Annotated in this window: 14 protein-coding genes; 8 read left to right on the top strand and 6 right to left on the bottom strand. The window is 62.3% G+C overall.

Annotated features, from left to right (window positions below; translation table 11 throughout):
• Position 1 precedes the first annotated feature (1 nt).
• The 4 genes from AABB87_RS11780 to AABB87_RS11765 all read right to left on the bottom strand — a co-directional run bounded on the left by AABB87_RS11780 (position 2) and on the right by AABB87_RS11765 (position 4,386).
• A complete protein-coding gene (locus AABB87_RS11780; protein ID WP_341971427.1) occupies positions 2 to 979 on the bottom strand; it encodes an ABC transporter permease in 978 nt (325 codons plus the stop codon).
• A 232-nt stretch (positions 980 to 1,211) separates the two neighbouring features.
• A complete protein-coding gene (locus AABB87_RS11775) occupies positions 1,212 to 1,937 on the bottom strand; it encodes a DUF3047 domain-containing protein (protein WP_341971426.1) in 726 nt (241 codons plus the stop codon).
• Between the two features lie 183 nt (positions 1,938 to 2,120).
• Positions 2,121 to 3,191 carry a porin gene (locus AABB87_RS11770; RefSeq protein ID WP_341971425.1) on the bottom strand — a complete coding sequence of 357 codons (1,071 nt, stop codon included), beginning with the start codon at positions 3,189 to 3,191 and terminating at the stop codon, positions 2,121 to 2,123.
• 190 nt (positions 3,192 to 3,381) lie between these two features.
• Positions 3,382 to 4,386 (bottom strand): porin, encoded by a 1,005-nt coding sequence (locus tag AABB87_RS11765; RefSeq protein WP_341971424.1) that lies wholly within the window; start codon positions 4,384 to 4,386, stop codon positions 3,382 to 3,384.
• A gap of 281 nt (positions 4,387 to 4,667) precedes the next feature.
• Between AABB87_RS11765 and coq7 the strand changes: the two genes are divergently transcribed.
• On the top strand, positions 4,668 to 5,324 hold the full coding sequence (gene coq7, locus AABB87_RS11760) for a 2-polyprenyl-3-methyl-6-methoxy-1,4-benzoquinone monooxygenase (RefSeq protein WP_341971423.1): 657 nt from the start codon (positions 4,668 to 4,670) through the stop codon (positions 5,322 to 5,324).
• Positions 5,325 to 5,351: 27 nt separating this feature from the next.
• On the opposite strand, the gene AABB87_RS11755 is transcribed toward coq7, so the two are convergent.
• On the bottom strand, positions 5,352 to 5,783 hold the full coding sequence (locus AABB87_RS11755; protein WP_341971422.1) for an OsmC family protein: 432 nt from the start codon (positions 5,781 to 5,783) through the stop codon (positions 5,352 to 5,354).
• Between the two features lie 399 nt (positions 5,784 to 6,182).
• Here AABB87_RS11755 and ilvA point away from each other — a divergent pair, with 399 nt between their 5' ends.
• On the top strand, positions 6,183 to 7,772 hold the full coding sequence (gene ilvA / locus AABB87_RS11750) for a threonine ammonia-lyase, biosynthetic (protein WP_341971421.1): 1,590 nt from the start codon (positions 6,183 to 6,185) through the stop codon (positions 7,770 to 7,772).
• Positions 7,773 to 7,819: 47 nt separating this feature from the next.
• Positions 7,820 to 8,908: a nicotinate-nucleotide--dimethylbenzimidazole phosphoribosyltransferase gene (locus AABB87_RS11745; protein ID WP_341971420.1), complete on the top strand. Its 1,089-nt coding sequence runs from the start codon at positions 7,820 to 7,822 to the stop codon at positions 8,906 to 8,908.
• A 60-nt stretch (positions 8,909 to 8,968) separates the two neighbouring features.
• Here the strand turns inward: AABB87_RS11745 and AABB87_RS11740 are convergent, their stop codons facing one another.
• Positions 8,969 to 9,574, bottom strand: a complete 606-nt coding sequence (locus AABB87_RS11740) for a hypothetical protein (protein WP_341971419.1) — start codon at positions 9,572 to 9,574, stop codon at positions 8,969 to 8,971.
• Positions 9,575 to 9,720: 146 nt separating this feature from the next.
• Between AABB87_RS11740 and gspG the strand changes: the two genes are divergently transcribed.
• From gspG to gspK, 5 genes are read left to right on the top strand one after another with little or no spacing between them, the layout of a single operon-like run.
• Complete coding sequence (gene gspG / locus AABB87_RS11735) at positions 9,721 to 10,188, top strand: type II secretion system major pseudopilin GspG (protein WP_058720796.1); 468 nt, start codon at positions 9,721 to 9,723, stop codon at positions 10,186 to 10,188.
• A 53-nt stretch (positions 10,189 to 10,241) separates the two neighbouring features.
• The gene (locus AABB87_RS11730; RefSeq protein ID WP_341971418.1) at positions 10,242 to 10,769 is read left to right on the top strand and encodes a prepilin-type N-terminal cleavage/methylation domain-containing protein; all 528 of its coding nucleotides are present in this window, start codon (positions 10,242 to 10,244) and stop codon (positions 10,767 to 10,769) included.
• A complete protein-coding gene (gene gspI / locus AABB87_RS11725) occupies positions 10,759 to 11,133 on the top strand; it encodes a type II secretion system minor pseudopilin GspI (RefSeq protein ID WP_341971417.1) in 375 nt (124 codons plus the stop codon). Before AABB87_RS11730 ends, gspI begins: the two co-directional genes overlap by 11 nt.
• Complete coding sequence (locus AABB87_RS11720; RefSeq protein WP_341971416.1) at positions 11,133 to 11,801, top strand: PulJ/GspJ family protein; 669 nt, start codon at positions 11,133 to 11,135, stop codon at positions 11,799 to 11,801. The genes gspI and AABB87_RS11720 overlap by 1 nt, the downstream gene beginning before the upstream one ends.
• Positions 11,802 to 11,803: 2 nt before the next feature.
• Positions 11,804 to 12,829, top strand: coding sequence for a type II secretion system minor pseudopilin GspK (gene gspK, locus AABB87_RS11715; RefSeq protein ID WP_341971415.1), 1,026 nt, complete (start codon positions 11,804 to 11,806; stop codon positions 12,827 to 12,829).
• Positions 12,830 to 12,936 lie beyond the last annotated feature (107 nt).

Raw genomic sequence — 12,936 nt, 5'->3', positions numbered from 1 at the left:
ATCAGTGGGCCTTGCCCTCAACACGCAAGCGCGGATCAACCGCGAAATAAAGCAAATCCACCAAGAGATTGATGGTGACGAAAATGAATGAGATCAGGCACAGATAGGCCGCCATCACCGGAATGTCGGCGAACTGAACAGCCTGAATGAAGAGCAGTCCCATGCCGGGCCACTGAAACACGGTCTCGGTGATGATGGCAAAAGCAATCAAGGAGCCGAGTTGCAGGCCGGTGATGGTGATCACGGGCACCAGTGTGTTCTTCAAGGCGTGGCCGAAGTAAACCGCGTTATTGCTGAGTCCGCGCGCGCGGGCGAACTTGATGTAATCGGTGCGCAGCACCTCCAGCATCTCCGCCCGCACCAAACGCATGATCAAGGTGAGCTGGAACACCGACAAGGTAATGGCGGGCAAGAGCACATGGCGCAGGCCATCGGCGGTCAAGAGCCCGGTGGTCCAGGAGCCAAAGGCCAGCACATCACCGCGGCCGAAGCTGGGCAGCCATTTTAGCCAGACCGCGAACACCAGAATCAGCAAAATACCGATCAGAAACGTGGGGAGTGAGACGCCCAGCAAAGACAACATCATCAGCAACTGCGAACTGGCCTTGCCGCGCCGCAGGGCCGCGTAGACCCCCAACGGAATGCCGACGCCCAGCGCGATCAGTGCCGCCACCAATGACAGCTCCAGCGTGGCCGGAAAGCGCTCAGCAATCAAGCTGGACACTTTGCGCCCCTGGCGCAGACTCAGGCCGAACTCGCCTTGCACCGCATTGCCGATGAAGCGAGCGAACTGCACCGGGAACGGGGCGTCCAAGCCCAGATCGCGCCGCAGAGAGTCGCGCTGCTCTTGTGTGGCGTCCTGACCCAGCAAATTGGTGACGGGGTCCCCCACATACTGAAACAGCATGAAGGCAATGAACGCCACCGAAAGCATCACGATGATGGCCTGGGCCAGGCGGCGGAGAACGAAAACTAGCATGCGTGAGAAGCGGCGGCAGGCACCGGCAGCGAGACGCGCCGGGCAAGATTCCCGAGAAGAGAAGAAGTGGCGATGATGTCTAAGTCCGGCCCCAAGAACAAAGGGGTAAGCCCTGAGTCGGGGCTGGCAATGCTTTCGCCGTGCGATGTGTGTGATGTTTGCGAAGGCCTGACAGACTATCCAGCCCAGCAGCTATCCGCAAAGCCGAAAACCAAGGATTGAACTGCCACCCTCACATTTGCAAGCTACCAGGCAAGACCTGACCCTGGTGATCGCGGAGCATGATGTTGCCATAGCAGGCCTCCGAGCGACTGCGGGTGTTATCACCATCAGTCATCAAGGCCATGCTGATCAGCGGGCCAGGCATCTCGCCAAATGCGCGGGCAAAGTCAGCCGCCACATCGCGCTGCAAACGCACCCAGCCCTTGTGCTCGGCACTGCGCGGACCGGAGCCCACAACGATCTTGCGGATGCGATCACTGCGGGTGCTGACCACCAAGGTGTCAACCGGGGCTGAGGCGTCCCAAACATACATCAGCAAGGCATAAGGAGGCGCCTCGCCCGTCAAGGTCTGCACCAGGTCGAACTGCATGCGATTGCGCATCGACAAGCGCTCGACTTCGCCATCGAAGCCAAGCAGCAGCCGGGCAGGCGCGTCATCGGTCTGCGCGCTGGTCACACTGGCGGTATCGGCAAAGCTGCCAATCCACCAATCGAACTGCAAGCCAGCCAGCTGATCGGGCCCCAGCTTCATGCCGCGCCGCCACAGACTGGCGGACTTATTGGCCTGGGCCAGCACACAGGGGCGGCCGGCCCGTTCGATCAGCGAATACTGGGTCGCGCTTTTGCCCGGCAATTCGCGGGAGGACCACTCGCGCAGGGCGCCAGCCGCCGCCGACTCGGTGCCTTGGCTCAGCTCCGGCCTTGTCGGCTGCCAAGCGCATGACGCGAGAGCCACGCTGCTCGACAGCACAAGCACCCGAGCCAAGTGGCACTTATGAAAAAACTTAAACGTACTCATGGCTAAGTATGGCGCCTACCTGAACCAGCAACCGGTCGGCCACAATAAAAAAGGGCCGCGCAGCGGCCCTTGCTTGAAATTGCCTGGCCACGCCTATGGCCAGGCAAATCGCTTCAGAACTTAGAAGCGATGGCGCACACCCACGGTGGCGCCGTAGCGGTGCGTGGCACCGTTAGCAAACTTCACATAGCCATTGCTGAACTTTGTGTAGTCGAATTCTGCGTAGGCATCGGTGCGCTTGGAGAAGGCGTAGTCGGCCACCGCAGCAACGTAGTCCGCGTTACTCTTATTCGGTCCAGACAAGAAATGCGTCTGATCGGCACGCCAGTAGTGACCACCCAAGTTGATCTGGGGCGTGAGTTGATAGGTCACGCCAGCAGCGTACATATCACGCTGATTCACATCGTTGGCAGCACCATTCAACACACCAGCACCAATCAAACCGGCGGTATAAGCCCCGCCCAAGAGACTGCCCTTGTCAAACTTGTTCTGCGCCCAGGAAGCATTCAAATACCATGGGCCGCTGGTCCAAGCGGCACCCACCGTGGCGCCCTTGACCTTCTTGCTGGCCGTATCGGTCACTTCCAGATAGCCGCCACCCACCGAGAACTCACCCATCTGGTAGCGCAACATGCCGCCCAAGGACTTGTTCTGCGAATTGCCCTCGCCAGCACTCACCTGCACCTCACCACGCAGGCCACCTGCTTCAATCAGGTACTTGACCATATTGTCCTGACGCGCGCCCATGGACAGGCCGATTTCTGGCTTGTACGCCTCGATATAAGGCGAGTACTTGAATGAAGCATAAGTCGACGTGTAGATATCGAACAGCACGTTGTACTGACGACCCACGGTGATGCGACCAAAGTCAGCGGACTGCAGACCAACCCAGGATTGACGCCAGAAATCGGCCGCTGCGGCGGTTCCTGTATCAGAATTCAAGCGATGTTCCAAATTGGCGATGGCCTTCAAGCCTCCGCCCATATCTTCGGTGATATTGAAGCCCAAACGGCTTTGCGACATGCCACCGGGAATCACTTGCCACAAGGCGCCCGTGCCCGGAGCAGTTCCCGAATTGCTGATGTAGCGCACACCCGCATCGACGATACCGTACATGGTCACGCTGGATTGCGCCCATGCACCAGAGGTGCTGGCCGCCAAAAGGCTCAAGATCAAGGCAGTCTTTTTCATATCGATGTCTCCTGTTTGGAATGGATGCCGCTGCCCCATTCTGTAGTAAGCACAGGAAAATCGGGGGCTGTCGTTGCGCCTGACCAACAAGAGCTAACCCTGTCCCTCAGGAGACTTGCAGCGCTGCGGAAACGAAAAAAGCCACCCGAAGGTGGCTTTTTAGGCATCAAGCGAAAGCTTGAATGCTCGATCAGAAGCTGTGACGCACGCCCAGATCGAAACCGCCGGAACGGCCGTCGGCTGCAACAGCAGGCGAGTTAGCAACTGCGAACTTAGCAGCTGCGCCGTTGTCGATCAGCGACACGGTCGTGTACAGAGCGGTACGCTTGGACAGGTTGTAGATGTAACCAGCAGCGATTTGGTTGGCCTTGTACTTGGTCGACGACACGGTGCTCTTGTCAGCAGCGTCGCTGTACGAAGCCCACACCGAACCAGCGCCCAGAGGAGCGGTCACGGCTGCGGTCCAAACTTCTTGCTTGGCAGCGCCGAATTCGGTCGTTGTGTACATCAGCGAAGGCTTGACGATGCCGAAGTCATACGAACCACCCACGGTCATCAGCTTGAACTTGGTGTTCACGCCGGTTTCCATGTAGGCAGCGCTGACGTTGATAGCGTCAACCTTGTAGCCCACGCGGCCGCTGTAGGACTTGCCCATAGCGGCGCCTTCGCCAGCAGCCACGTCCACCGAACCGTAGAAACCACCCAGATTGCCAGGCAGAACGTAGGTGACTTGGTTGTCATAGCGACCCAGACCAGCGGTCGAACCCAGGTTGCTGATCAGGTTTTCAACACTGCCCAGACCAGTTGCCGACGTAGGATCGAAATCCTCATAAGCCAGCTTGGTGGAGTTCTTGTTACGGCCCAGGTTCACGGTACCGAAGTCGCCCGACAGGCTGACGGTAGCGCGGCGGCCCCAGAACTTGCCATCGGAACCAGCAGCGGTGCCGGCGTCAACGTTGACTTGGGTTTCCAACCAGAAGCTAGCCTTCAGGCCGCCACCCAGGTCTTCAACACCGCGCACGCCCAGGCGGCTGGTGGTGTTGCCACCGGAAGCCAGGCTGTACAGGTCTTGGCCGTTGGCCGAGGTGTAACGGGCTGCAGCGTCAACCACGCCGAACAGGGTCACCGACGATTGAGCGGCGGCAACACCAGCGAAAGAGCCGAGGACGGCCAGTGCGACTAGAGATTTCTTCATTTGATAGCTCCTAAGAATTCAACGAGGTCCCGATCAGCAAGACTCAGCAAAGAGCCCACCGGACCAACCCCCTCAGTGGAAGTTGCCGTATTTCACCAGACGAATGAGCCTGTTCCGGCATGCACGCCTCGAAATATAGGGTTTACGTTGTGGTGACACAACGAAAGTGCCTTATCACAAACTAGACACAATGCTAAGAGTAGTTTCCATTTATTAGCACTCAATCGCGGTGTCGCCCGTAAACTGCCGAGCAACTTGATGATGCAAAGACCGGCTCCACCATGACGCTTCGCCCACCACTTTCCCGGCTCGACCAGTTGCTGGCCAGCGCGCAACATGGCTTGAACACCATGTTCGGCAAGCCCAGCGCGGCACGCCCCATGCCCACCGAACCACACCCCGAGGGCGTTGTTGCGGCGCCACTGAGCAGCGCGGAGGCCGCCCTGTCCGCCGCACTGATGCGGGTCAACCATGTCGGCGAGGTGTGCGCCCAGGCGCTTTACCAGTCACAAGCCTTGATGAGCCGCAATCCGCAACTCAAGTCCCATTTCGAACAGGCTGCGCGTGAGGAACTGGACCACTTGGCATGGACCCAACAGCGCCTGGACGAACTGGATAGCCATCGCAGCTATCTCACTCCGCTTTGGTATGGCGGCGCTTTCGGCATCGGCTGCCTCGCCGGCTTGGCGGGCGACCGAACCAGTCTCGGCTTCGTGGTTGAGACCGAAAACCAGGTCGAGCAACATTTGGCCAGCCATTTGGATCGCCTGCCCGCGGGCGACTTCGCCTCGCGGGCCATCGTCGCGCAAATGAAGGAAGAAGAAGCCCACCACGCCGCTGAGGCAATGGCAGCAGGAGCGCAACTACTACCCGCGCCGGTGAAGCAAGCCATGAAGGTCGCCGCTAGCGTGATGACGCGCACCGCTCACTACATCTGAGCGGGCCGCGCGCGCCGAAGCGCCCATTTAGGCCTCGGCAACGTCCACCAGTTCCACCGAGGTCGTGATGGCCGCCGTCTTGCCCAGCATGATGCTGGCCGAGCAGTACTTTTCATGCGACAGGGCCACGGCGCGCTCCACCACCTCCTGCTTGAGCCCTCGCCCCGTCACCACGAAGTGCATATGGATAGCGGTGAACACCTTGGGCTCGGTATCAGCACGTTCGGCCTTGAGCTTGACCTGGCAGCCGCGCACATCGTGGCGGCCGCGCTTGAGAATCAACACCACGTCATAGGCTGTGCAGCCGCCGGTGCCAGCCAAAACGGTTTCCATCGGGCGCGGCGCCAAATTACGGCCGCCACCATCGGGCGCGCCGTCCATGGTCAACATATGGCCGCTGCCCGTTTCGGCCACAAAGGCCATGCCGCCGGCGCCCATCCAATCAATCGTGCATTCCATTGAAATCTCCGAGAAGTGAGCGCATTCGCCCGGCGCCTCTTAAGTTTTAGAGACAGAACCCGACAAATTTCACGCGAATTTATTGCGGTGCAGCATAGCTTGCGAGTAGAATTTTAGCCAAGCGTATGAGATTGGTGAGGAGGCAGTAAACATGCCCGCCTCCGACACAGATTTCGGTTCGCACCGTTTGTCTCCTCCACCGCCTCCATGGTGGATTCAGCCCGGACTCGCAAGAGTTCGGGCTTTTTTTCGCCACCGCGCCACAGGACGACGTCTCGCTCGACCTTCAAGCCCCCCCTCGCCCGGAGCAGGAAGTCGGCTCAACCAGGTAGTGCACGGAGCTCCCACGCAGCCCTGACTTATCATGCTGCGCTGCAATAGCAGTGCAATGGAGAGTTCATGGTTGCCCCCGCCCGCCCGCGCAAGACAAAGAGCAAAACAAGCCCCGCCAGCCCCCAGCTGCCCAGTTTTGCGCCCGAAGGCAATAGCTATCTGCAGCGCATCCTGAACGCAAAGGTCTACGACGTCGCCGTCGAGACCGCGCTGACGCCGGCCAAAAGCCTCTCCAAGCGCCTAGGCAACAAGGTCTTCTTCAAGCGCGAAGACGAGCAGCCCGTCTTCAGTTTCAAGCTGCGCGGCGCTTATAACAAGATGGCCCATCTGACGGCCGAGCAGTTGGCCAAGGGTGTCATCTGCGCCTCAGCCGGCAACCATGCCCAAGGCGTGGCCCTGGCCGCCAAGAAAATGGGTTGCCGCGCCGTCATCGTGATGCCGGTCACCGCGCCCTTGGTCAAAGTCAATGCGGTCAAGGCCATGGGCGGCGAAGTCGTGCTGATGGGCGACAGCTATTCAGATGCCTACGCCCACGCGCTGACGATCGAGAAAGCCGAAGGCCTGAGCTTCGTCCACCCCTTCGATGACCCCGATGTGATTGCCGGCCAAGGCACGGTGGCGATGGAAATCCTGCGCCAGCACCAAGGCCCTATCGACGCGGTGTTCGTCGCCATCGGTGGCGGCGGCTTGATCTCCGGTGTGGCCGCCTATATCAAGGCCGTGCGGCCCGAGATCAAGGTGATCGGCGTCCAGACGGTGGATTCCGACGCCATGCTGCAATCGGTGCGCGCCGGCAAGCGGGTGCAACTGGCCGATGTGGGACTATTTGCCGATGGCACCGCGGTCAAACTAGTGGGCGAAGAAACCTTCCGCATCACCAAGGCCTTGGTGGACGACTTCGTGGTGGTCAACACCGATGCCGTCTGCGCGGCGATCAAAGATGTGTTCGAGGACACCCGCAGCATCCTGGAACCCTCGGGCGCCATGGGCGTGGCCGCCCTCAAGCAATATGCCGCGGAGCACGGCCTCAAGGGCAAGACCTTGGTAGCAATCACCTGCGGCGCCAATATGAACTTTGACCGCCTGCGCTTTGTGGCCGAACGGGCCGAGGTGGGCGAGCACCGCGAGGCACTTTTCGCCGTCACCATCCCCGAGCAGCAAGGCAGCTTCAAGCGCCTGTGCGAGCTACTGGGCCCGCGCAGCGTCACCGAGTTCAACTACCGCATCTCTGATGCCGCCCAAGCCCATGTCTTCGTCGGCATCGCCACCCAGAACCGTGAAGAATCACCCAAGCTGCTGAAAGCCTTCGCCAAGGCCGGCTTTGCCGCCACCGACCTGACCCATAACGAGCTGGCCAAGCAGCATGTGCGGCATATGGTGGGCGGGCGTAGCGAGCTGGCCCGCGATGAGCGGCTCTACCGCTTCATCTTCCCGGAGCGCCCCGGCGCGCTGATGCGCTTCCTCTCCAGCATGCACCCGGACTGGAACATCAGTCTGTTCCACTACCGCAACCAAGGCGCCGACTACGGCCGCATCCTGGTTGGCCTGCAAGTACCTAAGAGTGACAATGCGGCCTTCAAGCGCTTTCTGGATTCGCTCAACTACCCCTTTGAGGATGAGAGCCAGAATCCGGTCTATCGTTTCTTCTTGCGCTAACCTTCGAGTTAGCCGGACTCAACCAGGCCTGATGTAGCCCGCTCGCCATGCCCATCCAACAGTCCCTGATCTCGCCCACCGCCAATCCTGAGCTGGAACGAGCGCTACGCGAGCGGGTCGAGCAGCACGGCAGCATTGCCGGCGGTCTGGGTGAGTTGGAACCCCTGGCGGTACGCCTGGGGTTGGTGCAAAACAACTTGAGCCCGCGGTTTCGCGACCCGGTGCTGGCCATCTTTGCCGCCGACCATGGCCTGGTGGTCAACGGTGTGGGCAGCCAGTGGGGGCGCAGCACCCGCGAACAAGCCCAAATGGCGCTGGGCAACCGTCTGCCCTTGGCCGTGCTCGCGCGCCTGCAGGGCCTGCAACTCAATTTGATTGACTGCGGCATTGCCGAGATCATGGCGCCTCATCCACGTCTGGTGTCTCGCAAGATCGCGCATGGCACCCGCAATTGCAAGGCCGGCCCGGCCATGAGCCTGGAGCAAGCCCATGCCGGCGTGCGCGTCGGCATGGAAATCGCCGACAAGCTGCCCGGCAACGCGCTGGCCTGCGCAGGTATGGGCCAAGGCTCGGCCGAAAGTGCGGCCCTGGTGCTGTCGCGCCTGATGGAGTGCCCGGTGCAGAACTTCGTCATTTCCGGCCCAGACATGCGCCAGGACGAGCTGACCCATCTGCTTGGCGTGCTGCATGCCGCGCAGGCACGTCACCGTGATGTCAGCGACCCGATGGAGGTCTTGGCGGCTTTCGGCGGATTCGAGATCGCGGTGATGGTGGGCGTGATGCTGGTGGCCGCCTCCAAACGCAGCCTGATCATCGTCGACGGCATGACCGCCTGCGCCGCCCTCAAGCTGGCCGCCCGCATCGCCCCGCCGGTGACCGATTACGCGGTGTTCTGCCGCAGCCACACCCATCGCGGCCTGGACGAAGCCCTGGCCTTGTTTCACGCCTCGGCCTTGCTGGAGTTAGGGATGGAAAGCGCCGACGGCACCGGCGCCGCCTTGGCTTGGCCCATGATTCGCAGCGCGGCCGCCTTGCTGACCGATCTACATGAAGCCCATACGCCAGGGTTTGAGCCGTCCGGCCCGGGCTTGCCGCCGACCTTGTTTCAGGCCGTGGACAATCCGCTCAATTTTTAAGCGGCCGGCCCTGTTGATCGCGCGGGACGCGCTGATCAGGCCTGACAAAGATTTGCGCGTTTAACGGGTCGGCAAGCCCGAGGGGTCAACGACGCCCTGCTGCTCATTGCCGATTTGCTGCGACGGCGCGTTCATGCCTTGCACAGGCATGGGCGGGGGCGCCGGCAAGCCTCCAAGCACCTGAACACCACCCAGATTGGTCGCAGATGGCTGAGCCGGGGGCAACGCGCCAGTGGCGGCAGGGGCTTGCTGCGCCATCTGCAAAGTCATGCTGACCACGCCGTTGGCGCCGAAGCTGGCGGAATACTTGTCGAGTGCCATCAGGCGCAAATCGCCGTCCAACACCGCGCCGACGCGCACCGTGCGCGCCACGCCGTCCACCGCGATCAAGGCCAAGCCCTCACCAGCACGGCTGAGTTGCACATTGGTGGGGGCCACCACGCCCAGCAGCTTGAAGCGGCTCTCCAGCGCCGGGGCGGCTTCCACCTGCACGGGCGCCGGGGCACCGAACAAGCGCGTCAGGTCGGCCTGCGCCACGCCCTGTTCGCTGACAGGCAAGGCTTGCGCCGGCGTCAGCAAGGGCTTGGCCCACAACTGGATCAACCAGTAAGTGCCACTGCAGGCCAGCAGGCCCCACACTACAAAAGCCATCATTCGTGCAAGCATGGGCGGATTATGATTCAAGCGCTGACCTTGCCCGGCCAAGCTGCATGATTTACGCGGCCAGCCGAGCGCCTTGTTTCTTGCGTCATCGTTCGATCCCTTGTTGGTTCGTTCGTTCCACCGTTTTCACCTCGCCAGCCACCGCCTCTATGTCAACACAAGTTTTCTCTGCTGCCCTCGCCCAGCCGGCCGCCGCGCGCAAGGGTCGCCGCCACGCCGGCTTCACCCTGATCGAATTGCTGGTCGTGCTGGTCATCATCGGCGTGCTGGCCGCCCTGGTCGTGCCCAATGTGCTCAACCGCGCTGACGATGCTCGCGTGACGGCAGCCCGCACCGACGTCAACAATCTGATGCAAGCGCTCAAGCTCTACAAGCTGGACAACCAGCGCTTCCCCAGCGCCGATCAAGGCCTGGACGCCCTGGTGCGCAAGCCCACCGCCGGCACCCCGCCGCCGAACTGGAAGCCCTATATCGAAAAGCTGCCCAACGACCCCTGGGGACGCCCTTACCAATACGCCAACCCCGGCATCAAAGGTGAGATCGACGTCTACAGCTTCGGCGCCGATGGCCGCGCCGGTGGCGAAGGCAATGATGCGGATATCGGGTCCTGGCAATAAAGATGCCCCTCGCCTGCGGGTACACAGTCGATCCCCCGGGGGGATCCAAGCCCTTGCAGGGTTGGCCCAGCAAGGGCTTGGCCGCGCCGTCCTTGGGGCTGCCCGGCGGACGGCTTGAAAGCCGTACGGCGATCACAGGGTCATCCCGCGGCTTCTCGCTGATCGAGTTGCTGGTGGTGGTGGCGATGATCGCCATCGCGGCGGCCACGGTGAGTCTGTCGCTGCGCGACCCGGCGGCGGCGCAGTTGGAGCGCGAGGCTGAGCGCCTGGTGGCCTTGTTTGAAACCGCCCGAGCCGAAAGCCGAGCCGCTGGTTTGAATGTGCAGTGGACCCCGGTCGAGCTCGCCGGCAGCGCTGACCAGTTTCGTTTTGTCGGCCTGCCCGCGCGCATTCAGCTGCCGCGCCGCTGGTTGGGCGAGGCGGTCAATGTCGAAATCGCCAATGCCCGCAGCGTGCGCCTGGGCCCCGAGCCGATGATTGGCGCGCAGCAACTGCGCCTGCGGCTGGGCAGTCAACAACTCACCGTGAGCACCGATGGGCTGGCCCCGTTTGAAATCTCCCACAGCAGCAATGCGCCCTGAGCGACTGGCCGCCCAGCGCGGCTTCACCCTGATCGAGGTGCTGGTGGCCCTGGTGATCGTCGCGATCGCGCTCGGCGCTGGCATCAAAGCCGCCGGCGCCCTGACCGACAACGCCGAGCGCCTGCGCAGCATCAGTTCGGCGCAATGGTGCGCGGACAATCAGTTGAACGAGTTGCGTCTGAACAAGCAATTCCCCAGCATCGGCGACTCCGAATTCAGCTGCGAGCAGCTGGGCCATGTCTTCAAGGGCAATCTGGTGGTGCGCGCCACGCCGAACGCCAATTTGCGCCGGGTCGATGCGGTGGTCAGCGACCCCGACAACGGACATCGGCTGGTGCTCAGCGCCATCATGGGGCGCTATTGATGGCCCGCCCAACAGCGTTGCACAACCGTGGCTTCACCCTGGTCGAAGTCCTCGTCGCCCTGGTGGTGATGGCCACCATGGCCATGATCTCCTGGCAGGGCCTGGACGCCCTGATGAAAAGCCGCGAGATCGCGCAAACCCATCTGGACCAAAGCATGCGCCTGCAAACCGTGGTGGCGCAATGGGAGCAGGATCTGCGCTCGGTACAGGATTCCACCTTGGTCGATGCGCTGGCCTTTGACGGCGCCAGCATGCGCCTGACCCGCCAACAGCCCGAAGGCGTGCAGGTGGTGGTCTGGACGGTGCGCAATGGCGCCCTGTACCGCTGGGAAGGCCTGCCAGTTCAGACCAACACCGCCCTGCAAGAAAGCTATCAACGCAGCCAGCTGAGCATCAACCAAGACGCTGGCCAGCTGCGCGCGCTGGAAGGCGTGACGGGCTGGCAGCTCTACTTCTTCCGCGGCAATAGCTGGAGCAATGCCCAGTCCAGCGGCAATGTGGCCGCGCCCACGCCACCCTCACCGCCTGCCAGCGGCTCCGGCACCGGCCAGCCCGGTCCAGTCACCCAGCGCCAGCAACTGCCCAGCGGCGTGCGCATGGTGCTGCAGTTCGGACCCGGCAGTGGTTTCTCCGGGCCCTTGACCCGCCAAGTCATGCTGGGCTCGTGACCATGAACCGCCACCTGCTCGCCCCCCAACAGACGCCGCACCAGCAACAAGGCGCCGCCTTGCTCACGGCCATGATCATCGTCACCCTGGTGGCCAGCTTGGCTTCGGCCATGGTGTGGCGCCAGTACCGCGCGGTGCAGATCGAGGCGGCAGAGCGCTCGCGCGCCCAGTCCGCCCTGATGCTGCGCGGCGCGCTGGACTGGGCCCGATTGATCCTGCGGGAAGATGCCATCGGCAACCGCAGCACGCCCACCGACAACCTCAACGAGGTCTGGGCCGTGCCGGTGGCCGAGGGCCGCATCTCCAGCTTCCTGGCGCTGGACGGCCAAACCACGGATGATGGCGTGGAAGCCTTTTTGTCCGGCGGCATCACCGACGCTCAGGCCCAGTACAACCTGCGCAATCTGCTGGTGACCGACCCCGACACCCTGGCCTTGGAGCAGCGCAGCTTGGCGCGCCTGTGTGAAAGCGCCCAAGCCCCGCCCGGCACGGCCACCCTGATCGCCACCAAGATGCGCCGCGCCTTTGCCGGCAGCGGCAACATCAAGGGCGAGGCCGCCAGCGCCCCGGATCCCAATGAGGAGCGCCCGCTGCAGCCGCGCAATCTGGACGAGCTGCGCTGGTTCGGCCTCAGCGCCGAGACGATCGAGCGCCTGCGCCCCCTGCTCACCCTGCTGCCGCTGCCCACGCCGGTCAACCTCAACACCGCGCCGCGTGAAGTGATTGCCGGTGTGCTGGACGGCGTTGATCTGGCCTCGGCCGAGCGTCTGGTGCAAGCCCGCCAAGCCCAGCCGCTGAAAGACCCGCAAGAGGCGAAGAACTATCTGCCCAGCACGGCCGTCATCAGCAGCGACCGTGTGCATGTCGTCAGCTCTTACTTCATCGTCAGCGGCCGCATGCGCCTGGATGAGCGAGTGCTGGAAGAGCGCTCACTGGTGTACCGCAACCAGCTCGACATGGTTGTGCTGGATCGCCAGCGCATCAATCAGGTGCTGGACGGCAAGGAAACCAAGGAAAGCAAGCGCTGATGTGGCGAGCGGAATTTTCCGGAATTGATACAAACAGTGTTTGCCCCAGGGCTGCAAACGCAAATCAGCCATCTTCCCCTCCTAGAATGCGCCAGCCTTTCCCAGGC

The organism is Roseateles sp. PN1 (genome assembly GCF_038419725.1).
Classification (GTDB): Bacteria; Pseudomonadota; Gammaproteobacteria; order Burkholderiales; family Burkholderiaceae_C; genus Paucibacter_A.
Note: the sequence above shows the minus strand (reverse complement) of the source record. Positions and strands in the feature narration are given on the sequence as shown.